General features: G+C 52.9%; 14 protein-coding genes, 1 tRNA gene and 2 pseudogenes. 10 read left to right on the forward strand and 7 right to left on the reverse strand.

The features are described 5' to 3' along the window. Nucleotides 1–205 precede the first annotated feature (205 nt). A pseudogene (locus BOW52_RS12990) lies at nt 206–3,249 on the forward strand (excinuclease ABC subunit UvrA); the annotation flags it as partial. An 88-nt stretch (nt 3,250–3,337) separates the two neighbouring features. After that, nucleotides 3,338–5,320, forward strand: coding sequence for a putative bifunctional diguanylate cyclase/phosphodiesterase (locus BOW52_RS12995; protein ID WP_172840344.1), 1,983 nt, complete (start codon nt 3,338–3,340; stop codon nt 5,318–5,320). A 31-nt stretch (nt 5,321–5,351) separates the two neighbouring features. Here the strand turns inward: BOW52_RS12995 and BOW52_RS13000 are convergent, their stop codons facing one another. After that, nucleotides 5,352–8,177 (reverse strand): FG-GAP-like repeat-containing protein, encoded by a 2,826-nt coding sequence (locus BOW52_RS13000; protein ID WP_078484515.1) that lies wholly within the window; start codon nt 8,175–8,177, stop codon nt 5,352–5,354. Between the two features lie 203 nt (nt 8,178–8,380). Here BOW52_RS13000 and tadA point away from each other — a divergent pair, with 203 nt between their 5' ends. Further along, nucleotides 8,381–8,842 carry a tRNA adenosine(34) deaminase TadA gene (tadA, locus tag BOW52_RS13005; protein WP_078484516.1) on the forward strand — a complete coding sequence of 154 codons (462 nt, stop codon included), beginning with the start codon at nt 8,381–8,383 and terminating at the stop codon, nt 8,840–8,842. Nucleotides 8,843–8,846: 4 nt separating this feature from the next. Here tadA and mltF read toward each other — a convergent pair whose 3' ends face one another. The 3 genes from mltF to BOW52_RS13020 form a co-directional block, all read right to left on the reverse strand. Next, nucleotides 8,847–10,283: a membrane-bound lytic murein transglycosylase MltF gene (gene mltF, locus BOW52_RS13010; RefSeq protein ID WP_078484517.1), complete on the reverse strand. Its 1,437-nt coding sequence runs from the start codon at nt 10,281–10,283 to the stop codon at nt 8,847–8,849. A gap of 173 nt (nt 10,284–10,456) precedes the next feature. After that, nucleotides 10,457–12,514 carry an ATP-binding protein gene (locus BOW52_RS13015; RefSeq protein WP_078484518.1) on the reverse strand — a complete coding sequence of 686 codons (2,058 nt, stop codon included), beginning with the start codon at nt 12,512–12,514 and terminating at the stop codon, nt 10,457–10,459. Next, nucleotides 12,511–13,206: a response regulator transcription factor gene (locus BOW52_RS13020; protein ID WP_172840345.1), complete on the reverse strand. Its 696-nt coding sequence runs from the start codon at nt 13,204–13,206 to the stop codon at nt 12,511–12,513. The genes BOW52_RS13015 and BOW52_RS13020 overlap by 4 nt, the downstream gene beginning before the upstream one ends. 254 nt (nt 13,207–13,460) lie before the next feature. Between BOW52_RS13020 and BOW52_RS13025 the strand changes: the two genes are divergently transcribed. Genes BOW52_RS13025 through BOW52_RS13035 form a run of 4 tightly spaced genes read left to right on the forward strand, consistent with a single transcriptional unit; the run spans nt 13,461 to nt 16,615 of the window. Then, a complete protein-coding gene (locus BOW52_RS13025) occupies nt 13,461–13,796 on the forward strand; it encodes a hypothetical protein (RefSeq protein ID WP_078484520.1) in 336 nt (111 codons plus the stop codon). A 32-nt stretch (nt 13,797–13,828) separates the two neighbouring features. Beyond that, nucleotides 13,829–13,981 carry a hypothetical protein gene (locus tag BOW52_RS17105; RefSeq protein ID WP_172840346.1) on the forward strand — a complete coding sequence of 51 codons (153 nt, stop codon included), beginning with the start codon at nt 13,829–13,831 and terminating at the stop codon, nt 13,979–13,981. After that, a complete protein-coding gene (locus tag BOW52_RS13030; RefSeq protein ID WP_078484521.1) occupies nt 13,971–16,034 on the forward strand; it encodes a marine proteobacterial sortase target protein in 2,064 nt (687 codons plus the stop codon). Before BOW52_RS17105 ends, BOW52_RS13030 begins: the two co-directional genes overlap by 11 nt. Further along, the gene (locus BOW52_RS13035) at nt 16,025–16,615 is read left to right on the forward strand and encodes a class GN sortase (RefSeq protein WP_078484522.1); all 591 of its coding nucleotides are present in this window, start codon (nt 16,025–16,027) and stop codon (nt 16,613–16,615) included. The genes BOW52_RS13030 and BOW52_RS13035 overlap by 10 nt, the downstream gene beginning before the upstream one ends. Nucleotides 16,616–16,631: 16 nt before the next feature. On the opposite strand, the gene BOW52_RS13040 is transcribed toward BOW52_RS13035, so the two are convergent. The 3 genes and pseudogenes from BOW52_RS13040 to BOW52_RS13050 all read right to left on the reverse strand — a co-directional run bounded on the left by BOW52_RS13040 (nt 16,632) and on the right by BOW52_RS13050 (nt 20,107). Further along, nucleotides 16,632–17,636 carry an EAL domain-containing protein gene (locus BOW52_RS13040; RefSeq protein WP_330359766.1) on the reverse strand — a complete coding sequence of 335 codons (1,005 nt, stop codon included), beginning with the start codon at nt 17,634–17,636 and terminating at the stop codon, nt 16,632–16,634. Nucleotides 17,637–17,761: 125 nt separating this feature from the next. After that, nucleotides 17,762–18,068 (reverse strand): annotated as a pseudogene (locus tag BOW52_RS17450) (GGDEF domain-containing protein); the annotation flags it as partial. A 902-nt stretch (nt 18,069–18,970) separates the two neighbouring features. Further along, the gene (locus tag BOW52_RS13050; RefSeq protein WP_135622383.1) at nt 18,971–20,107 is read right to left on the reverse strand and encodes an ABC transporter substrate-binding protein; all 1,137 of its coding nucleotides are present in this window, start codon (nt 20,105–20,107) and stop codon (nt 18,971–18,973) included. A 249-nt stretch (nt 20,108–20,356) separates the two neighbouring features. On the opposite strand from BOW52_RS13050, the gene BOW52_RS13055 reads away from it, so the two are divergent. From BOW52_RS13055 to BOW52_RS13065, 3 genes are all read left to right on the forward strand, one after another. Next, complete coding sequence (locus BOW52_RS13055; RefSeq protein ID WP_078484526.1) at nt 20,357–21,187, forward strand: mechanosensitive ion channel family protein; 831 nt, start codon at nt 20,357–20,359, stop codon at nt 21,185–21,187. A gap of 224 nt (nt 21,188–21,411) precedes the next feature. After that, nucleotides 21,412–23,196, forward strand: coding sequence for a flagellinolysin (locus tag BOW52_RS13060; protein WP_078484527.1), 1,785 nt, complete (start codon nt 21,412–21,414; stop codon nt 23,194–23,196). A 141-nt stretch (nt 23,197–23,337) separates the two neighbouring features. Beyond that, nucleotides 23,338–23,425, forward strand: a tRNA-Ser gene (locus BOW52_RS13065). Nucleotides 23,426–24,484: the final 1,059 nt, after the last annotated feature.

The following is a 24,484-nucleotide window of genomic DNA, read 5'->3' on the forward strand; positions in this document are numbered from 1 at the left end:
TTCTTCGTCGTTCGCTCACGCTCTCAACTACGAATATGCAGACGGCGTCGACTATCGCGGACTAACCGCCTTCGCTTCGCTATCCATGGCGGTCAGCGGTGGCAAAAAGCGCAAGGCGGGTGACCGGCTGTTGTTTCTGCTCGATGAGCCGACAACAGGACTCCATTTTGCCGATATCGCCGTACTACTCAAGGCGCTTAGACGGCTGCTACAGGATGGCCACTCACTGCTGGTTATTGAACACAATCTCGATGTTATTGGTGCCAGTGACTGGTTGATTGAACTGGGACCTGAGGGTGGGGAGCAGGGCGGAACGCTGGTCTGTGAAGGCTCTCCTGGCGCGGTTGCCAATCAGCCAGATAGTCATACCGGCAGGGCGTTACATAACTATCGTGAATCCTTAACTGAGATGGTGGCTCTACCCAACAGGGTCGCTGCAGTCGCGACTAAGCTGAAGAGACCTGCGATCGAGATTAACCACGCACGTGAGCACAACCGCTGACCGCCATGGATAGCGAAGCGAAGGCGGTTAGTCCGCGATAGTCGACGCCGTCTGCCTATTCGTAGTTGAGAGCGCGAGCGAACGACGGAGAAAGTATTTGCCGCTTGCTTGGGCTTGGATGCCCAAAACATGCTTCCGCAAAAATAGCGACTCCCCGACTTAAAGATGTCACTCTTTCGATTCCGCGTGAGAAGTTTACCGTCATCACCGGCGTCTCCGGGTCGGGTAAATCGACCATCGCCTTTGATATCCTCTTTAACGAGGGGCAGCGGCGTTATCTCGAATCACTCAACGCCTATGCCCGGCAGTTCGTACAACCCGCCACCCGTCCCGATGTTGATGCCGTCTTTGGTATCCCGCCAACGGTGGCCATAGAGCAACGTACCAGTCGTGGTGGACATAAAAGTACGGTCGGTACACTGACCGAGATTCACCATTATTTACGGCTGCTGTTTGTGAAGCTGGGTATTCAGTACTGTCCCGACTGCATGGTACCGATTGAACCGAAGAGTCGCGATGCGATCCTCGCACAGCTGATTAGTGACTACGCAAATAAACATGTGCTGATCTATGCACCGCTGATCATCAATCGAAAAGGCATCTATAACGATCTCGCTAAGTGGTCGCAGAAGAACGGCTTTGAGCAGCTGCGTGTCGATGGTGATCTGTTACCCACAGCGAGCTGGCCTGTACTCGACCGCTACAACGAACACTCGATCGATCTTCCCGTAGGTGAGTTGCGAGTTGCTGCCAGGGCAGAGACGAGGCTTGGTGAGCTGCTTGATCTAGCACTGCATCACGGTAAGGGAACGGTTCGTGTTGCAGTACTAAAACGTGGCGGTGCAGTGGCCGAGGAGTTGACCCTCTCGACCCATCGTAGCTGTCCCAGCTGCGGTCTCGGCTTTGAAGAACCCGATCCACGCCTCTTCTCATACAATTCCAAGCATGGTTGGTGTCCTACCTGTTACGGCACCGGTAGTGTACTGACGGGGTTCGATGAAGAGCAGAGTGGCGAGGAGGGGGAATGGCTCGATGCAGAGGATGGCCCAGAGCCGTGTCCTGGCTGTGAAGGGTCAAGACTCAATAACGAGGCGCTGGCGGTCTACTTCCACGACTGGAGTGTTGCCGACTATGCCGCCTGTTCGGTGGCAGAGGCACTGACCATTTTCGATGAGCTGGAGTTGAGTGGTCGTGAACGGGCGATCGGTAAGGATGTGATTGGAGAGATCCGCTCACGACTCACCTTTCTCAACGAGGTAGGACTCGGTTATCTCACCCTCGATCGTGCCGCACCGACCCTCTCGGGTGGGGAAGCACAACGCATCCGCCTTGCGGCACAGCTTGGCTCCAATCTGCGTGGCGTCTGTTACATCCTTGATGAGCCGACCATCGGCCTACATCCACGCGACAACACCCTACTGCTGAAAATGCTCAAACAGTTGAAGGGAAAGGGCAACACTATCGTGGTGGTTGAACACGATGAGGAGACGATTCGAAGTGCCGAGCATGTGATCGATATCGGACCGGGTGCCGGCAGCCGCGGCGGCGAGGTGGTACACACGGGGAGTGTTAAACAGTTGATGAAGAACAGACGTTCGCTCACTGGTCAGTTTCTGGCAAAGCCGTTGCAGCACCCCATCTTCGAAGCACGGCCTGTTGTCGTCGCGCCATCCTCAAAACGCAGAAGCCAGAAACAGAGTGACATGGCCGACGAGACGCCTCTGCTGAAAATTAGTGGTGCTAACCTCAATAACCTCAAACAGGTCGACGTCGATATCCCTCTGCAGCGACTCGTCTGCGTGAGTGGGGTCTCAGGCTCGGGTAAGTCGACTCTGGTGCGTGAGGTGGTGGTCAAGACGCTTAGGCAGCTACTGGCTAAGGAGCGAGGCACAGACAAGGCGAAGCGGGTGCGCTTTCACGGTTGTGAAAAGATCGAAGGCTGGCAGGCGATAGAGCGTGTGCTGGAGGTGGATCAGACACCTATTGGCAAGACGCCACGCTCCTGTCCGGCAACCTATGTCGGTTTCTGGGATGAGATCCGCAAGCTCTATGCACAGACCGAGGATGCACGCATCCACGGCTGGAAGGCGGGACGCTTCTCGTTTAATACCGGTGGTGGACGCTGTGACAGCTGTCAGGGTCAGGGCATGATCAGAGTGGAAATGAGCTTCCTTCCCGATGTGAAGGTGCTGTGTGAGAGCTGTGGAGGCAGTCGTTTTAATCAGGAGACACTCGCGGTGACTTATCGTGGCCGCTCAATTGGTGAAGTGCTGGCGATGAGCGTTGATGAGGCGGTGCTCTTTTTTGAACATCACCCGAAGGTGCACCACGCCTTGCAACTATTGCAGGATGTCGGTCTCGGCTATCTCACCCTGGGTCAGCAGAGTCCGACCCTCTCTGGGGGGGAGGCGCAGCGCATCAAGCTGGTGAGTGAACTGGCCAAGGCGCGTCCCGGTGGACGAGGTTTTACACCGACCCTCTATGTGCTCGATGAGCCGACGGTGGGGTTGCATATGGCCGATGTGGAGAAGTTAATTCGTGTCTTACATCGTCTGGTCGATGCAGGTCATTCGGTGGTGGTGATTGAGCACAGTCTCAATCTGGTTGCAGAAGCGGATTGGATTATTGACATGGGTCCTGAAGGGGGCGATGCTGGTGGCCTTGTTACCTATAAAGGGGTAGCTGAGAAGCTGACAAAGGAGTCCAGTTCAGCGACGGGCAGGGCACTCAAGCTGTTCCTTAGCTAAATATTTAAACCCGTTACTCCAAACAGTAAGCGCCACAGATCGAATAAAAAGAAGAAACCGCCTATGGATGGGTTGCAATCGAGAAGATATGACTGAAAAGAGTGAGAATTCGGATCAGAAAACGCTACAGGCCGTTCGTGAAGAGCTTGCCCAGCGAGAGTATGAGATCAGTCTACTGCGTGAAACCACGCAGGCGATTGGTAGTGAACTCGACTTTGATACCGTTCTACAGATAATCGCCGATCGGGCGCGTGAGCTGATCCGTTCTGAAACCCTGTTGATTCCGATTCTTGATGAGGCGTGTGGCCTCTATACCTACCAGGCCGGTTCTGGCCGCGATATTGATGAAATCGTTGGTGAATCGCTCCCTATTGAGTTTGGCGTCTGTGGCTGGGTCTGGCGTCATAAACGCGCATGGTGGCGTGGCATGCTCTCTGAACTCTCAGAGGAGGAGCGCAACCGCTGGGAGAAAGAGGCGGGCACCCTGATTATGGTGCCACTGATCGGACGAAAACACTTTCTCGGTGGTCTGGCAGGTATCGATAAGCAGGGTGGTGGTGACTTCTCCGAACGCGACCTGAAACTGCTCGAACTCTTTGCCGGACATGTGGCGATTGCGATTGAAAATGCGATGGCCGTAAAAGAGGTGGAGAGTGCCCGACGTGCTACAGAGGATTATCAACACGCCCTGCAGAATCTTAATCGGCGTCTCAGCATGGCCAACCAGGAGCTGGAGAACCTGAGCCTCTATGACCAGCTCACTAAACTTCCCAACCGCTCACTATTTCTCGATCGTGTTCGCCAACATCTTGATGCGGTGAATGATAAGGGCGGGCTACCGTTTGCGGTGTTGATAGTCGATATTAATCGTTTTCAGGATATCAACGATGTACTGGGGCAGGATGGTGGTGATGAACTACTCAAAATTGTCTCCAAGCGTTATCTCAACGCGCTTACCTCAAAACATACCCTGAGTCGCATGTCGGGTGATGAGTTTGCCGTGTTGCTCTGTGACATCGATGAAAGGCGGGCCGTCGAGATGGCCGAACGAGTACTCGATTCAATTAAGGATCCGGTACGTGTGATGCAGCAGGAGGTAGTGGTAACTGCGACAGTCGGCATTGCCATCTATCCGCAACACGGTGGCACGGTTTCAGAGCTGATTAAACATGGTGATGCGGCGATGAATACCGCAAAGCGAGAACAGCATGCCATCCATCTCTTTGATGAAGATCGCGATAGCATCGACAGCGGTCGACTGGGCATGGTTCGTGATCTGAAAAATGCACTCGATGGAGAAGAGTTCGAACTCCACTACCAACCAAAGGTGGCACTCTTCTCGGGCAATATTGTCGGAGTCGAAGCCCTGGCGCGTTGGCACCACAAACAGCGTGGTTGGGTGCCGCCCGATATGTTTATCACGGCGTTGGAGCAGACCGGATTGATCGCCCCCTTCAGTTACTGGGTGATTGAGACCGCGCTGAAACAGCGGCAGCAGTGGCTTAAGAAGGGCCATGAGGTAAAGATCGCGATCAATATACCGATCACCCTGATCCTGGCACCTGGATTTATTACTGAGCTGAATGCCATTGTGGATCGCTATCCAACGGCGAACGGGATCGTCATTGAGATCACCGAGAATATCTTTATGAGTGACTATCAGCGGCTGAATACGGTGCTGCGTCAGCTGCAGGAGATCGGTTTTAACTTCTCGATTGATGATTTTGGTACGGGTCACTCATCGTTGAGCCGTCTACGCCAACTGCCGGTGACCGAACTCAAGGTCGATCGCTCCTTCGTGATGGATATGCTCAAGAGCAAGGACGATGAGATTATCGTCAAATCAACGATCGAACTGGCCCATAACCTGGGGTTGATGGTGGTGGCTGAGGGTGTCGAGAACGAAGACATTATGCGCCAGCTCTATCGGATGCGATGCGATATCGCACAGGGTTATCACATCAGCAAGGCGCTGCCGCCTGCAGAGATAGAGCACTTCTTTACCACCTCAAAATGGCCGTTGTCCCCCTCAATTGAAGAGAAGAGCGGTTCCCAGCAAAACGAGCAGTAACCACTTCTCAATAATCAAGTAGCCTCGTCGGTCAGGCGTCACGTTCCAGCGTATATCTACCCGGCTGGAATGGGCCACTCAGTTCGCTCTTCTCTCCCGTTGACCAATAGATTTCGACGCGCTCAACCGCCTCATGCTTGCCCAGGCCAAAGTGGGCGAGTGGTGCATCGAAGGAGATAAAACCGCCCCCCGCCTTGATCTCACGCATCTGATGCAGTTCACCCTGTTCACCATAGTGGATCACGATACGGCTACCAATACCGAAACGATTACCCTGATTGTCACGTAGGGCAAACCGGATGGCGTTGTTGCCACTCTGATTGTTGATAAAGATACGGATAGGACCATTGATAATGGTGGTGACAATATCTAGATCACCGTCGTTATCAAAATCGACATAGGTATAGGCCGAAGAGAGCATGAACTCATCAAGCCCGAACTGCTGGGTGCTGTCGTTAAAGTGCTTGCCTTGCTGGTTGTGGAAGAAGAAGTTGGAGGGGGTGGCGCTGCCACGTAGCCAGGTACCGTTGACGACATAGATATCCTGCCACTGATCATTGTCGAGATCGGCAATCTTTGAGTTCCAGCTCCAGCCACTCATATCGACGCCTAGCTGTGGTGCCTGATCTCTGAAGATGCCGTCGTTACCGCCAACCAGCAGTACGTTTTTATTCTTACGCTGGGGCAGGGCGCGACGATACTCTTCTTTGGTGGTGGTAACCGGTTTTTTAAAAAAGCTTCGGCAGAGGTGTGCGGCCTGTTCCTGTGTCTTAGGAATATGTTTGCATAGCGCAGGCTTACGCTCGCGTGTGGCCGTCTTCATCACCATCATTGAGAAGCAGGCCTGCTGCTCCTGAATATCGGGAATGGTCTTGCACTTCTTCAGGTCGGTCGGCTTGTGACGCCCACGATAGTGGAAGAACTGGCGTATATCGACGTTCTGTTGGCACGTGGCCCTAAGTCCAGGATCCTCTACATCCATGCAGTAGTGTTTCAGTCGACGCACGCGAATACCTGCCGCCTTGCTGGAGGCGCTGGCAGCGATCTGTGCGGCATAGATGTCGGTGATCAGGTCGTTATTAATGTCGGCGGTATCGATACTCATGGTGGTATTGGTAGAGGCGGGAATGGTGCCTGCCTGTGCGGTGATCTGCTCGAAGGCACCGTCACCACTGCCGGTATAGAAGACGTCTGGCTGTATAAAATCGTTGCCGACCATCAGATCGAGTTTCTGATCGTGGTTGAAATCGGAGAGCAGAATAGTCAGCGTCTCGCCGGTTAGCCCTTCCAGTGGCGCCTCACTGAAGATTGAGCCCTGATTGAGGTGGAGCTTGTTGGTGCCCTCAACGGGGGGGATCGGTTTGGCAAAGCCGTAGAACCAGTTGCCGATGGCGGCATCTAGATCGCCGTCTCGGTCGATATCACCAAAAGAGATGGCATAGCTCAGTACATTATCTTTGGTGGGCGTGCGGTGCAGCTGTTCGGTACTGAACTGCCCGTTGCGGTTCAGTACATAGTAGTTACCATCGAGATAGCTGGTCAGGTAGAGATCGAGCCAGCTATCGTTATCTATATCGACCAGTGCGATGACAAAGGTGTTGAGCTTCTCCAGCTGTGGGATCGCCAGAGTAATGGGTGTGAACTTCGTACCCCGTTCATTGCGATAGAGGAGTACGCCCTGTTCAGTGGCGAAGGCGAGATCCTGCCAGCCATCCCGATCGATATCGCCCGAGGCGACGCCACGACCGTTATAGAAGGGGGGCCAGAAGTCGGCGACACTGAAGTGGTTGGTCCGTTGCAGTCCAAATCGGCTCCCCTCAACACGGCTAAAGGGTATCTCTTTACTCTCGGAGCGCTCTTCAAAGGGGGCTCGGGTGATGCGAATACCATGATGCTCTATAGGCCGATCGGCGGCCTCAACCTCGCTGCCGAAGATATCGAGCATTCGCTCTAGTTCCCACTCATGATAACTGTTGATCGCTATACCGGTAATGATGCCAAGGGCAGCGACCGATGCGTAGAGGGTCAGTGCCACGCGCCTTGAAATCGAGTTCCAGACGATCATGAAGGAGTAGATGCTGAAGGTGCCTAGAGTTACCAGCAGAATCATCACATAGAGCATCGGCAGACCTGCCGCTAAGAGTGCCGCGGTGACGATTACATCAAAGGCGATCGGGACTGGTAGGAAGACACCCACAATGGCAACGATGAAGACGCCGAGAATGGTGATCTCACTATCGATCAACGACTCGAGTGGAACCAGGGTGATTATCGCTGAACCAAGAAAACCGGCCACCAACATCAGCGGCACGGTGGTGCGAACGATGTACCAGAGATTTTTCAAATATTGGTGTAGTGCGCCTATTGTTGCCTGTAGCCACCCTTCACTCGCCTGGAACTCGGGCTGAGGAACCAGACAACAGGCAGCGCTATCACCACTCGCATCGCGTTCAGCGGGGAAGATGTAGTGGGCCAACAGCGGGATGATTACCAGAATAAACAGCAGTGTCATAGCGACCTTGATGAGCCCCACGTAGATCGGAAAGATGGAGAAGAGCATCGTCAGCACCACCACGTTCATCGTCGGTGAGCTGATCAGGGTTGCCAGGGTGGTCTCAATACGTGCCCCCGCATCGTGCATGCCACGAGCGATGGGGGCCGCACAGTTCACGCAGACACCGAGTGGTGTACCGGTGGCAAAACCGAGCAGGCTGTTGACGAAGCCGTTGCGGTGGCTGCGTCGTTTTAACATGCCGAGAAAGGTGAGAAAGGCACCACCAAACAGCACGCCGAAGGTCATGCCCTTTTTGTTGGTATCGATCCAGTTGATGGTGGTATAGCCGATGCGTTGTATCAAGCGATGACGATGATGCGTTTGTTCAGCGTCTGGATGCCAATGTTCATCTGGAGGAGTCCCTTACAAATAGGTGATAACAAAACCTCATCATTATGGATGAAAATGGGATTGGCTTTAAGCGACATGTCGTTACTCACTCTAAATTGCCACTAAACAGGCTGTTAGAATGGCAAACGATCTAATTTTGGACTGGATGTTGATTGATGGCTGATGAAGAGCGAGATATTGAGTGGATGAGTCGAGCGCTGGCGCTGGCTCGACGAGCAGAGGCTGAAGGTGAGGTTCCGGTGGGAGCGGTAGTGGTCCAGAATGACGAGGTGATCGGAGAGGGGTGGAACCTGACTATCGCTGGTCACGATCCAACGGCCCATGCCGAGATTCAGGCACTACGCGCTGCTGCGCAGCAGCAGCAGAACTACCGGCTGCCTGGCACGACCCTCTACGTGACGCTTGAGCCGTGTCCGATGTGTGCTGGTGCAATGGTGCATGCACGTGTGGCAAGGGTCGTCTTTGCCGCTACTGATCCGCGTACCGGGGCAGCCGGTTCGATCTGTAATCTTCTTCAGGATGAGAATCTCAACCACCGTTGTGAGGTGGTCGGTGGTGTAATGGCTGAGCAGAGCAGTGAGATGCTGCGCGCCTTCTTCCGCGCACGTCGAGCGTAGTTTTCTATAGCGTGGGTGTGGTGATGGTCAGTGCGTCGTGCTCAGCCTCTGGAACGGGCTCTTTCACCTCGGTGGTCGCCTTTACCAGCAGGTCGTAGTAGCGGCGAATATTCCTTACATAGTGGAGTGGGGCACGACCTCGCGCATAGCCGTATTTGACGGTGCTATACCACTTACGTTTGTTGAGCAGTGGCAGACTCTTTTTGATATCGACCCACAGGGTTGGATTGTCATTACGACGCTCGGCCAGGGTGCCGGCATCCTCAAGGTGGCCGTAACCGATGTTATAGGCGGCCAGTGCCATCCAGGTGCGGTCGGGCTCTTTGATCCCGTCTGGTAGACGGTCGATCAGCTGGCGCAGATACTTTGCTCCACCCATCACACTCTGTTCTGGGTCGAGCCGGCTCTTCACCCCGATCTGTTTGGCAGTGGCCAGGGTCAGCATCATCAAGCCGCGCACCCCGGTCGGTGATCTGGCCTTAGGGTCCCAGTGTGATTCCTGATAACTGGTGGCAGCAAGCAGACGCCAATCGAAGTTGTATCTCTTGGCGGCCGCTTCAAACAGCGGTTGATATTTGGGTAGTAGAACCTCGCTCTGGTCGAGGAAGGTGCGGGTATCGACATAGTCAAAACGTTTGGTGTGGCCGTAATAGCGATCGAGCAGATGTTCCAGCTCGCCGCTTTTTTTCAAGGTGGTAAAAAACCGGATGACCTCGTCATAGAGTGAATCATCGGTAGAGAGGCGTAGCGCCCAGCCGAGCTTCTCGGGTTCACTGATATCGAAGGCGGCGCGCAGCTCCGGGTAGAAACGCTGGTTCTGGGCAAATTCGTTGGAGTCGGCGATGGTGAAATCGATCAGTCGCTGCCAGATCAGATAGAGCAGTTCATCACTCTCCTGTTCGCTGTTCTCATTCCACATCAGCCCTGGATGCTCTCTGCGCAGCGCTTGCAACCGTTCGACGTGGCTGCTACTAGCAACCACCTCTAGAACACCCTCAGCGAGATCGTCAATGTTTTTCGGTTTGATGCCGTCGTTTCTATAGACCAACTGCTGCACGATAGTCTGATAGGGAAGGCCAAAACGCACCTTCTTCTTGCGTTTGTTGGTGATGGTCAGGCCCGCTGCAGCGAGATCTCCCTCACCGCGATCAACCATCTGTAGGATCTGGTTCAGGTTCTCAGGCACCTCAATTCGAAGCTTGACTCCAAGCTGCTCAGCAAAGCGTACCGCCAGATCGTATTCAAGACCGGCCGGTCCGTTGGGGCCTTCGTAGTAGGTCGTGGGACTGTTACGCGTTAGCACGATCAGTTCACCGCGCTTTTTGATCCGCTCCAGCTGTGAGAGCGGTTTGCTGCATGAGACCAACAGCGTCGCTGCTGCAAGAAGCGTCAGTATCAGTGAGGTGGTTGGCAGGAGTCTGTTTATTGAAAGGTGTCTCATCTGCGAGACAATTTAGCATGCACTCCAGAACATCGTTAACAACAATTTTGATAACAGCACTGAAACTGAATATATCGGAAAAACGGCATATATCGATATATTGTTTTGACTCAACTATTCGGACTTGAATCGGACTGTGTTGATAGGTTGTTGCGAGTCAATAGTGAGTCTATTTAATTTGTTTGTTTTTTGATCTGCGGGAATTTAATCGTAACGGCTACTCCTTTCTCATCGGCACGATTAGCGATTCTGATACTGCCGCGATGGTATTCGACGATGGTGCGCGCAACAAAGAGCCCAATACCAAGGTGTGGTCCATCCTGCTGTGCTGCAGATCTGTAGGAGATCATTGAGTCGAAGAGTTGGCCCTGTAACTTGGTATCAAGCAGTGGTCCTTCATTACTGATTTCCATTGTCATCTGTTCGAGATCGCAGCTGAGTGTGATTGCAATCTCACCCCCCTCAGGGGTGAAGTCAGCGGCATTATCGATCAACTTGTCGAGTATCTGCTCGAGTCTGAAATCGCATCCCTCAATAAAACAGGGCTGCTCGCCACCCTTGAGGGTGAACTTTTGCTGTTTATTTGCGAGACGACAGTTCTCAACATAGCTGCTGCAGAGTGAACTGATATCAAGTGGTTCAAGCTTGTCGTTGCGCAGCGCTTCTTCAAGGCTGGCAGCCTCGGTGAGGCTATCCATAATCCGTCCCAGGCGTGTAATGCCACGCTCGGCACCCTGTAGATAGCGGTTATCGGTCAGATCAGGCTGAGCATCGCAGAGGTTTTGCAGTGAGGTGCTGATGGCATTGAGCGGGTTGTTGATCTCATGGCGTAGGGTGCGTGGAATGTTTTCGAGAAAACGGTGGTAGTGGTGGAGTCGCTCCAGAATGGAGGAGATGCTGCGTGAGAGTTCACCTAGCTCATCTCCCGATCGATGCCCCGACTTAACGCCGGCGCAGAGTACACGCCCCTTATCATCAATCACCTCACCCACTTCACGGCTGAGTCGCTTTATGCGCCAGGTGAGACGGTAGGAGAAGAGCAGCAGCGTGATGATACTCAGTAGCAAGATCAACAGGGTGGTGAGTGCTATCTTCTCAAAGGTCTGACGCTGTAGTAACAGGATCTCATCGACATCCTGCTCCAGTACTACCGCTCCGACGACCTGCTCCCTGGAATAGATCGGATGGGAGGTGATGATTGTCTCTACCTCACTGTTGTTACTGTTGTGTCGATAACCGATGCTGCTCTCACCGCTGAGTGCCTCCTGTACCAGAGACTCATCAAGACTCGCAGTAGTGCTGCCGCCAGCAGCGCCGATACTGGCGCGCACCCTTCGATAGCGATCGATTACCCAGATGTGGGCGCTGCTTCGTCCGAGTCCAGAGAGGATCTGTTCAAGCTCAGTGGAGCGGACGATCAGATGGTTGAGTTCATCAGACCACTCAGCAGGTAGGGTGCCGATCAGGGCTGAGACACGGCGGTCGTTGTCATCAAGCACATCGGCGACATCGATACGCAGTCGCTGTTCGGTGTTGAGCATCGTTAGAGGCATGCGCCACTCCACGGTGTAACCACCGCTCTGTTCGCGCCAATGGCCCCAGATGCCGTAACTCGGTTTGCCATCGAGCGGATAGCGCCAGCGTTCATCGACCTCATAGGTGGTGACGATACCTGGTCCCTCGGTGGTCATCAGATAGCGACGCAGCTTGCCTTGATTATCAACCAGCGCCAGACGCAGGTGGTCACTGTTATCGAGACGACGGTAACCGGGGTGTCGATAGACCAGCTTGGGGTCTTTGACTTCGATGACGCCATAGAGGTGTTCACCATTGACGCCGAGGATCAGCTTGAAGGAGGGAGGAACCTCACGTCGACGCTCATCGATATGAATGGTGCTCTCCTCACCATGCTTGGAGGCGTGCTCGAGCAGATCTAACCAGTCGGAGGTGTAGCCATCGATCTGAATATCGGGTTTGAGTGGGTAGGCGTAGAAGGCGCTCTTCTGATGCAGCGGACCCGGTAGACCACTGCTGGGATCGAACAGATCGTTGCGGTTGTGCAGTGCGGTGGCGGCCGCACGTGCGGCCATCAGCTGCGCCTTCTCCTGTCCCTGCAGCAGGAACTGTTTCATCTCCTGCAGGTAGCTGTAGCCGAACCAGGGGATCGCCAACAACACCAAACTGGAGAGGACCAGTTTGGTACCGAGTCCGATGCCGGTGTGTCTGCTCAACGAGCGCTCCAGCGGTAGCCGTAACCGTAGACGCTACGGATAGAGTCGAACTCCTTGTCGAGCTGTCGGAACTTGGCGCGTATGTGGAGGATATGGGTGTTGATGGTGTTGTTCTCCACCACCCCCTGCCGGGTGGCGTTAGCGAGATCTTCGTAGCTGGCGCCACGGCCGTCACGTTGGTCGACAATCTCTTTGAGTACATTGAATTCAGTGAAGGTCAGTGCGATCTTCTCACCCTGCCAACTCGCCTCGAAACGCGCCTCATCCAGGGTGAGATCACCGATCTGCTGTGACTGCTCAACCCCGCGCCCCTCTTTTAGGTCGAGAATGCGAAAAAGCGAACCGACCCTTTCAGCCAGGTAGGCGAGTGAGACCGGTTTGCTCTGATAGTCCCACGCGCCGAGGCGTAGCCCGGAGATACGGTCGATGTCATCAACGCGACTGGTAAGGAAGATCACCGGCAGTTCGGGGTGTTCGGCGAGCAGACTGCGACAGAGATCGAAGCCACCATCGACATCGCTGCCGAGCATGATGTCGAGGATAGCCAGATCGGGTGGTCTATTGCTCAGCTGTTCGAGTGCTGAGGGGCGGTCGGCATAGGTCTCGACACGATAGCCGCGGCGCTCCAGCGCATCGCTGTAGTTCTGTCGCTGGTCGTTGTCATCTTCGACGATGGCGATGGTTCGTTGCACTCTCTGCCTCCCTTGCTTTCGGCTCATGGCCAGTGAGGGCTCAATCTACCCCAATCTCCCTCTGCTGTAGAGCACCGTTCAACCATTCTCCACTATTTCTCCAGATTCTCTTCAACGCTCGCCAAAGAATGAACGCCTCGCCAGGTGTTGAATAGAGACCGTAGAGCAAACCGGCGCAGTAAGGGATCGATCGCAGCTTAAAGCGATCACCGCCACGGAGGGTGGCGCTGGATCAATCAATAGAGGAGCAGACAATGGATAAGAGAGAGATCGGTGTAGTGATCGGGGTGGTATCGATATTGGCTGCTGGTGTGAGTTTGGCACCGCTGTTCGACCTGAGTATCGGCCTGCTTCTGGGGATATCAGTGGGCGGAGTGATGGGAATTTCGATAGGCATGTGGGTGGGACGAAAGGCTCACCACAATCCTCAGCTAGAGGTTGAACTACATCAGGCACGTGAGGCATTGGCCGTGATTCGACTCAATCGCAGTCGAAGTCGTCCACAGCTGATTTGCCATATCGCATCTGTACCCACCACCCCAACACTCAAAACCATGGATGGCCGCACCGTTGCGCGGGCCATGCCCTAGATCAAGTAGAGAAATAAGTGAGGAGAGCCGCTATGCAACAGTTTGTGCCCGTTACCGATGAGATTGTATTTGACCATCCCGAGGATGTAGCCGACAGGTTGGTTCCTTTCAGTCTCGACTACCCCTGCCACCACTGGCTCGAGGCCTCTAACGGTGAAGAGCAGGAGCCGACCCATGATGAATAAGATGGTGCTGAGAGGATTGGCCCTCTACGTGTTCATCATTTGTGGTGTCGCCAGCGCTTCGCCACAACCACTACAAACCGATTCAGTTGGCAGTGGCTCGCTGCTACTACGTGGTGTTGAAGGTGAGGGTCTGATAGCGGCACCGACACTCGATACCGATGTATCGATCGATGTGACGGCGATGTTTGCCCGGGTCACAGTGACCCAGCGCTTCCAAAATCCCTCACCACAGTGGGCGGAGGGGATCTATGTCTTTCCACTGCCTGAGGATGCAGCGGTCGACCGGATGCGGATGCAGATTGGGGAGCGAACAATAGAGGGGAAGATCAAGGAGCGCGATGAGGCGAAACGAATCTATAAACAGGCGAAGCAGCAGGGAAAACGCACCTCGCTGGTCGAGCAGGAGCGGCCGAATATCTTTACTACCTCTCTGGCTAACATCGCTCCCGGTGAAGAGATCCTGGTGAAGATCGAGTATCAGCAGCTCGCCTTTCGTGATGGACGTTTCTCGTTGCGTTTCCCGATGGTGGTGGCACCGCGTTATATCCCTGGTGCCCCTCTGAAAATTGAAGAGGAGGTCAAGATTCAGAGTGGTAGTGGCTGGGCCTTCGATAGTGCGTTGGTACATGACGCCTCCAGGATTACTCCACCGGTGCGCAAACCCGGAGAGTCCGGTACTAACCGTGTAACGATGGCGGTGAACCTGATGCCCGGTTTTCCACTGGCCAAGGTTGAGAGTGCCTACCACCCAGTCAAGATAGAACAGCAGGGTGTAGGTGAGTATCAGGTCGCCTTTGCGGAAGGCCCCGTAAAGGCCGATCGTGATTTTGAGCTGCACTGGGTGCCGGCGTCCGGCAGTGAACCGAAGGCGGCGCTATTTACGCAACAGCACGAGGGGAGAAACTATGCGCTGCTGATGTTGATGCCGCCGGGACGTGAGGTGCTCGACCGCATCGCGACACAGCGCGATATTACCTTTGTGATCGATACCTCCGGTTCAATGGGTGGAGAGTCGATACGTCAGGCACGACAGGCGCTGCTGGTGGCACTCGATCGCTTACGCAGTGGTGATCGGTTTAATGTGATTCAGTTCAACTCCACTACTAGCGCACTCTTCCCGATGTTGGTTGAGGCGAGTACCCATAATCTTGCCACCGCTCGCCGATACGTGGCGTCGTTGCAGGCTAATGGGGGGACGGAGATGCGCCCAGCACTCAATGCCGCGCTTGGGAGTGATCGTGATCGTAGCCGCTTTCATCAGGTGGTCTTCATTACCGATGGCGCAGTGGGCAACGAGGACGCGTTGTTTGCCCTGATCAAGGCACGACTCGATCAGAGTCGCCTCTTTACCGTGGGCATCGGCTCTGCCCCCAATAGCCACTTTATGAGCAAGGCGGCGCAGTATGGACGTGGCAGTTTTCTCTATATCGGCTCTACGAACGAGGTTCAGCAGCAGATCGATACGTTGTTGAGCAAGCTCGACTATCCGGCGTTGACCGATATCGAACTGCAGCTACCTGAAGGTGTGTCTATCGAGTCATACCCTAATCCGATACCCGATCTCTATCTGAATGAACCGCTGCAGGTGGTGCTGCGCAGTGAGCAACCACTGCCCGACTCGGTGGTGGTGAAGGGTAAATTTGCCAATCAGCAATGGCAGAGTCGCATCGGACTCGGCAATCAGTCGCAACGTTCGGGTGTATCGGTGGCGTGGGCACGACAACGTATTGGGCATCTGATGGATCGATACCGCTCAGTGAACGAAATCGAGCAGAAGTCGGCACTGAGGAGCGCTGTGGTGCAGACGGCACTTGATCACCATTTGGTGAGTAAATTTACCAGTCTTGTGGCGGTTGATGTGACTCCGGCACGCCCGGTGGAGAGTACACTTAAGCAACATGCGCTGAAGAGTGAACTACCTGCTGGCTGGAAGTACGACAAGGTGTTTGGCATGGCAAAGACGGCGACCCCTGCACAGTTGCAGATACTGATCGGTCTTCTACTAATGCTCGGTGCACTCCTGATCGTTCGATTTAATAAAAGATGGAGCTGATTCGACGACGCCTGCTCGCACTCCTGCTACTGATTGTGTCAGTGGCGGGTGGTTGGCAGTTTGGACAGGGAGTCTGGATCTATGCCAAGGCGGGTCTGGCGCAGGTGTTGATGGAGCGGGCGTGGCAACAGAGTCTGGAGCAGGGTGGGAACGTTAAGCCGTGGCCGTGGGCCGATATCTGGCCGGTGGCACGTCTGCGTGTTGAGCGTCTGGGTGTTGATCTGATTGTCATGCGGGGGCAGAGCGGTGAGGCGCTCGCTTTTGGCCCTGGACACAATCGTGATAGTGCCCAACCGGGTAACAACGGTACGGTTGTAGTGAGTGGTCATCGTGATACTCACTTTCGTTTTATGCAGCTTCTTCAGGCGGGGGATGCCATTGAACTTGAGAGTCGAGAGGGTCGTTTCCGCTACCGGCTGGAAGAGGGAGCGGTGGTCGATGCGCGACAGACACAGATTGCCAATCGTGAAGAGGGACACTATCTGGCGCTGGTGACCTGTTATCCCTTTAATAGCCTCGACAGCAGTGGGTCGCTGCGTTATCTGGTGAGTGGAACGCGGGAAGTGGCTGAGTGGTTCTGATTAATACGGTGGAGAGTCAGTCACTTAATTTGTCTGCATGCACCTTGGAGATCATCTTGTGTAATGGACCGGGACGCTCGATACCAAATCCCTGTGCATAGTTGATACCGATCGCTTCAAGTTCTATTCGGATCTTGTCACTGGTGACAAACTCGGCGATGGTTTTGAGTGATGCCGCATCGCCAATGTATTTGATGACCTCAACGATGGCGGCATCCATCGGTTGCTCGAGCATGTGCTGAATGAAGCTGCCATCGATCTTCAGGTAGTCGGCAGGTATCGATTTAAGGTAGGTAAATGAGCAGAGACCCGCGCCAAAATCGTCGAGTGCCACCGCACAGCCCAATTCGCGTAGCTGTCCCATGAATTCTACCGCATCGGTCAGATTGGAAATTGCGGCCGTTTCGGTGATCTCAAAACAGACCGCCTGAGGTGGAACATGATGATGGGCGAGCTGTTTTTTGATGTGTTTAAAGAGTGATTTCTCGCTAATTGTACAGCCCGATATGTTAATGAAGAAGACCAGTTTACCCGGTTCCAGTTGACCCGTGTGATAGAAGGTCGAGAGCAGTTCGATAGCCGTATCGATCACCCAGCGATCGATATCTGGCATCAATCCATACCGCTCGGCTGAGCCGATGAAGGCACCAGGGAGTATCACCTTCTCCTCTTCGCGTAGCCGGATTAACATCTCCCAACGTAGTGATGGTCTCTCCTCATCGCCGAGTGGGATGATCGGTTGGCACTCGAGAAAAAAACTCTCCTCTTCAAGCGCGCGTTTGATTCGTGAGACCCACTGCATCTCGCCGTGACGACGGGCGAGGTCGAGATCATCTGCCGTATAGAGATGAATGCGGTTACGTCCCAGCTCTTTGGCCATATAACAGGCCATATCGGCGGCACTCATCACATCCTGTGGCCTCTGATCTCGGTCATGAATAGATGCGATGCCGATACTCACGCCAACGGTGAAGGGTTTTCCATCCCAGATAAATCTAAATTCGGTGACAGATTTGAGGATCTCACCGGGGAGTCGCTATTTTTGCGGAAGCTTGTTTTGGGCATCCAAGCCCAAGCAAGCGGCAAATACTTAACGCGACCGTTTATGCCTACGGCGCCCGCCTTCGCTTCGCTATCCATGGCGGTCAGCGTCTGCGATATGCACGGCGTTGGATTCGGGACAGTCCTCCAGCAGAACTGCAAACTCATCACCGCCGAGTCTAGCCAGAGTATCGTGTTCACGGGTCTTCTTTTGCAGTAGTTCACCGAGCTGGATGAGGAGATGATCTCCCGCCAGGTGGCCGCAGGTGTCATTGACTACCTTGAACTGATCCAGATCGAGGTAGAGCAGTGCATGGTGGATGCCGGTCTGTTGCGTATGGGTGATGGTCTGAATGAGACGTTCTTCAAAGTGGTTGCGATTAACCAGTCCGGTCAATTCGTCATAGTAGGCCATATGGCGAATTTTACGCTCCGCCTCCAGCCGTTTAATTGAGATAATGATAAGAAAGACCAGCAGCAGAGAGATCAGGGGTGCTAGTCCATACAGCGCGACTTGCCGAAATGTGGTGACATTTTTCAGGATTTCATCTTTGTGCGCATAGAGCGTCGCCTGCCAGTCAATTCCTGGTAGTGGCAGGTCTCGGCTAACAAACCAACTGCCGGAGCGCAGCTTTATATCATCTCCGACTTCTTCCGATGAGAGTAATAGACGGCCTTGTTTTTCACTCAATATTGAACAGCTTCGGCCCTCCTGTGCCAGATTTATCAATGCATTGGCGATGGGTTTAAAACTATAGGTGAAGGAGAGGGTGCCGAGACGATGATTGATAGAGCTATAGACCGGCAGCCACCAGGTCAAACTGGTGATCTCCTCATTGCTACTCTGAGTGACACGTAGCTCACCATGCTGAAGTTTGGCCGCAAAACCGGAGGGGGCGAAGCGTTCGATACGCCCCAGCTGGTTTTGAATAATGCCGTTTTTGACACTAAATCGTTCTGTGCCCTCGTTATTGAAGTAGTGGACGGAGAGAAAATCGGGCTGACGGTGTTGAAGCTCAAGAAAATAGAGTTCCAGATGTCGTAGGTCATCTCGTATCGCCGCGTAATTGAGGCTGAGTTGATGAAAGCGTAATGATTTAAATGTTGGTAGCTGGGTAAAGGCATTGAGGTGAAAACGACGCTCTTCAAGAGTGTTGACCAAACCATCCAGCTTAGCCGTAGAGTCAATAATGAACTGTTCACGGTGTTGCTCGATCAGTGACTCTTCCATGTATCTGAATATGGTGACACTGCTCACGACGATCACAACGATGCCGATAAGGGCGATAAGAGTGATCGTATGTGTATGGTTTTTCACTTTTTGATACTCAGTGAACTTTTGCGTGCCTGAAAATCGCTTCGAATTTCGCTTAGAAGCTCCTCGTAGAGCTGTTTTCTCGGCATTACATCCCAGAGGATCATTCGATTGAAATAGTCAGTCTCCCCAAGGTGTAGAGCATGGATCTCATCAGCCGATAGTAGAGCCATGGTTTCATTGTTGGCTGGGGCTAATCCGGTAATTTGTACCATCTCTCGCTGAATGATCGGTGATAGCTGATGGTTGATAAAACGGTGAGCGATCTCGTTTTGTCGGCTGTTTCGACTGATCAGATAGCTATCGAACATACCCACGGCACCCTCTTTTGGAATTGCCATTCTAAAGTTTCGCTTATGTTTAAGAAGGCGCGCGGATGGATCGAACCAGCTATTCAAAAGAACTGCTTCACCATTGATGATGGAGTCGATGGCATCGACTTCACCGTCGTAATATCTGAATATTCTCTGATTTAGATTGAGCAATTTGTTGCGCACATTATCGAGCTGAAAACGAGTCAGGTTGTAGACATTGTCATACCCAAGCGAAAGGGCGGTTATCCAGATCAGGGAGACATCGTTCCAGAGCGAGATTTGGCCACTGAAACGCTCATCCCAGAGAATATTCCAGCTCTCAGGCTCTTCCGTCTGCGTTGTGTCATAGAGAAGCCCGGTTGGGCCCCAGGCCCACGGGACGGCGTAGGTCTTGCTTTCTATCTGACCCCACTCGGTATAGCGCAGACTGTGGTGGAGATCCTGATAATTGGGAATTTGACTAAGACTGAGTGGTGATATCAGCCCCATGCCACCGAGGATTTTGATCCCCTCATTCGAGATGATCAGAATGTCGTAATCGTTGTTCGATTCTGCCGCATCGATGATCTCATCGAGATGGCTAAGTGGAGTGAACTCAATCGTGATGCCTAGTTGCCGTTCAGCTGATTTGTAGCCAATAGTCTTCCCCCTGTTGATTGGGTCGGCATAAACGTCCCAACCTGCGATGCGCAGTAGTGTGGGCTTTTTGCCGAGCGCGTCTTCAGCTACAACGCTGTGTGCAGAGAGAGTGAATAGGAGCAGGATGAAAAAACTGATGCTCCAGAGTGATCTACGCATGATCGGCATACCGATTCGAATCACCTTTCCAGCTGGTTATTGGTTGTTATTCTCGTTAATGTTACATAGTTCAGAATATATATCACTGCAAATTCTGTAGGGCTATTTACACCTGGAACAGTCTGTAAGCCGGGAGGATCGATTTCATTCGATATCTGTCCAATATCAATGCCTTATATTAACTTTTCTTACCATATTGTGTGGTATTTGTCGGGAGTTTGATGGTTATAATCGTTCTGAATTACTGGTCAACAAATAATATGAGGGATAGGCATGATTGAGATGAATCAGGAGTCGATGGGACAATTTGTAGATCTGTACGCGATCCCCTGGGGTATTAAGCTGGTGACGGCACTGGTGATCTTTATCATTGGTCGATGGATTGCCAAGAGTGTCGTCTCGATGATGCGCAGGTTGATGGGACGTTCGAAGATGGACGATATCCTGATCAACTTCCTCGGCTCGATCACCTACGCCGTGTTGATGGTGGCGGTGGTAATCGCAGCCCTCGATCAGCTTGGTGTGAATACCACATCACTTCTGGCCATCATGGGTGCCGCCGGTTTGGCCGTGGGTCTGGCGCTCAAAGACTCACTCTCTAACTTTGCAGCGGGCGTGATGATCATCATCTTCCGCCCCTTCAAGATGGGCGACTTTGTCGAGGTGGCAGGGGTCTCCGGCGTGGTTGAGGAGGTGCGTATCTTTAGCACCCAGCTCAAGACCGGCGATAACCGAGAGATTATCGTGCCCAACTCCAATATCTACGGCGGTACCATCGTGAACGTCTCTGCTCGCCCAACTCGCCGCATCGATATGGTGTTCGGCATTGGATATGACGACGATATGCGCAAGGCACGCGATATCATGGAGAAGATCATGGCTGCTGATGAGCGCATTCTTGCCGAGCCTGCAGCAGCGGTCAGCGTCGCTGAGCTGGCCGACAGCAGCGTCAATTTCAATGTCCGTCCCTGGGTAAAGAGTGGCGACTACTGGGCGGTGCGCTCTGACCTGCTGGAACAGATCAAGATCGCCTTTGATGAAAATGGCATCTCGATTCCCTATCCACAGACTGATATTCATGTTGTAGAGCAGTCTGTAGCCTAATCTTCATTTGTTTTGACCCAATAATATTTTCACTCGACTGCTAACACCCCGGACACCCCTTTTAGATTGGGTGCATGGGGTGCTAGCGGCCTCAAGTCGAATTGTTTTTCTAAAGTATTCCTTTTCGCTGACGATAACCCTGTGTGAGAACCCCCCATTTGCGTTGTTAAGGGGGGCGGGTGTCATTGGGACCACTGCTAAGACAGTGTGCGTGTAGGGATACAATGAAGATAAATACCAACATAGCGTCGATTAATGCGATACGGCTTTCGGGTCGTAACGATGGCGGTATGGCAAAGACGATTCAGCGACTCTCCTCAGGTCTGAGGATCAACGGTGCATCTGATGATTCAGCGGGTCTGGCGATCTCTAATCGCATGACCAGTCAGATCCGCGGTATGGGTCAGTCTATCCGTAACATAAATGACGGTATCTCAATGATGCAGACAGCCGAGGGCGCGCTCGCTGAGGTGACCAATATGCTCCAGCGCGGACGTGAGCTGGCGATTCGTGCTGCCAACGGTTCCCTCTCATCCTCAGATCGTCGTAGCTTGCAGCAAGAGGTCAATCAGCTTCAGGGTGAGATTGACCGGATTAGTAACTCCACAAGCTTTAATGGCATCAAGATCTTCAATGGCGAGAGTAACGGTGTAAACATTGTTGATGCCGGTACCTCTGAGAGCGTCGCTTATGCTCAGGAGAAGGAGAAAATTCTTGAGAATATGAAGCGCTCCTGGCTTGAACAGAGTGAGGATCTCATCTCCACCTACTTTGGTATTGATGCAAACGATGTCGATATAACCATCAATTTCCTTGATCCTGGGGAGAATGAGCTCTCGGGATCTGCCGCCTATGTCGCTTCAGGCTTTACCAATAATGGTGATGGAACCTTTACGCTCGCCTCGATGACACTCAATGTTGATGTAGAGGCCGCACTGAGTGCCAATGCGACTGAGTGGCCAAATAGCTCGATGGATCAGCTCGTTTCACACGAGATGGTACACGCCGTCATGGATGCCACTATGCAGACTCCAAATCTTGAAAAGTGGTACAAGGAGGGGGCAGCCGACTTCCTGCCGGGTGCCGATTCACGGGTTGCTAGCGTATTGAATGGTGGCACTACAGCACAGGAGCTGGTCGATAATGTGGATAACCTGCGCAGTACCACTGCGTGGGATGTCACGACACTCAACTACGCAACATCCTATACGGCGACCTCCTATCTGCATACCAGACTCGGAGATGAGGGGGTGAAGGGTGTCATGGAGTACCTCAGCGCAGATCCGAATAACGATTTGGACAGCTTCTTTGCTCAGGCAGGCATGCGCAATGTTGAGGATACGGCAGATATCACCAATACGGATGAGTTCATTGCAGACTTCAAGGCGCACGGCGCAGATTTTGTTAATAATACCGGTGATTTTGATGGTACAGGCCTGGTACTGAGTAATGATGATACCGGTGGCATCGGTGGTGCCGACTCGGATGCTGGTACGCGAAATACCAGTTGGGATGGGACGATCCCCGATGTCGATAACTTCACCGAAAACCCCCTAAGTGGTTTCAATGAGACCTATCCGGAGATCTACACCTCGGGTAAGAAGTTACTGCTAAAGACCTCTACTCAGGTCTCATTCCACGTTGGGGCGGAAGCGAATCAGTCACTTTCGGTGACCTTAAAGAGTGTTCACACAACGACGCTGGGTCTCGATAGCGTGGATCTGGTTGATGATGCCCAGGGGGCTATAGAGAACTTCGACCTGGCGCTTGATGCCATTAGTGCGGAACGGGCGCGTCTGGGATCAACGCAGAACCGCATGGAGTACGCCGCCTCATCAATGATGACATCGACAGAGAACCTGAGTGCCAGTCGCTCACGCATTCTCGATACAGACTATGCAACAGAGATGGCGGAGCTGACCAAGGGGCAAATATTGCGCCAGGCCGGTGTAGCAACACTCAGTCAGGCCAATGCCGTGCCACAGTTGGTGCTCAATCTACTTCGTTAAATCGGTCTGAAAGCAGGCATTTCTAAGCTTTTCTCATTGCGCGAAAGCCGATTCTGGTTTAATCTTGCGCGCTTCAATTCGGAAGTGGTTTACACCCAAAATCTCATCTAGGCGGGTGTCTCGACCAATAATTGATCTTCTGGAGAGGTGTCCGAGTGGCCGAAGGAGCACGCCTGGAAAGTGTGTATACGGCAACGTATCGAGGGTTCGAATCCCTCCCTCTCCGCCATATATAATAATCTTTTATAATAAAAACAAGTGGATAGTGGTTTTGGTCGGTGTCTGGCCCCCCAATTAGTCCCCCAGTTTGCGTCTATAGTCCCAAAACAATCCTTTCATGGTTTGGTCTTCGTGGTTTCTTTCATAGAGAACCTTCTGCAGTTTTACTTCAAGTAGTTTTCTAGTGTCCCTAAGTGTAAAACCAGCGCGGTTTGGTGATCGAAGCTGAAGGCATGCTCTCGTGGGCTATTTGAGACTGTGCTGTGTAATCATCCTGGAAGTTATATAGCACCATTCTGTGGGATTGATGTCTATGCCAGTCCATTAAACGTGTCGCAGTTCTCTGGGCGGCAAATACCAACGGAGCAAGGTGCAGGCACAGCGTACAATCAGAGGGCCACCTTAGGTGTCTATGGCATTGTGTTCAGCCCTCCCTGGAGAATCCGCATAGTGGGGGCACCTACCGTAATTTCCTAAAGTCCAATGGCGATTATAAGGACTTCCTGGTGTTCGATTCGTTAGGCAACTACCAGTAGTAGTGGAGCATAGGTCTCGGCGGCGACTACCGAAAGGTTGTTGTAACTGACTGTTATTATTGGAATATGTTTTAATATATAAACATAGTTACCCCAAAAGTTACCCCTGTTGAGCATAATGTATGCGTGGTTGCTAGATATGGTGACACCTGCATCAAGAGACCAGCTTACTGTCGGTATGCGCGATCATTTGCAGTAGGACTTCCATATTATCAGCTTCCCATGTAACACCCTGTCCGATCAGGACTTCCCCTTGAAGATTAGAAGTACCCTCACGAATTAGCGCAACTATTTCATTTTCCTCGCGGTCTATGACGAAATAATCAACATTCTCAATGAAACGTTTGTAATTATGAGAACGGTCGGGGTGTTTTATGACTTGCGATTTATCAAGAACGTCATATTTATCGCGGGGCGAGAAGCGGGATGGCCATTCTTTCGCTGACCGCCATGGATAGCGAAGCGAAGGCGGTTAGTCCGCGATAGTCGACGCCGTCTGCCTATTCGTAGTTGAGAGCGCGAGCGAACGACGA

This window comes from Solemya pervernicosa gill symbiont, assembly GCF_002020875.1.
Lineage (GTDB): Bacteria > Pseudomonadota > Gammaproteobacteria.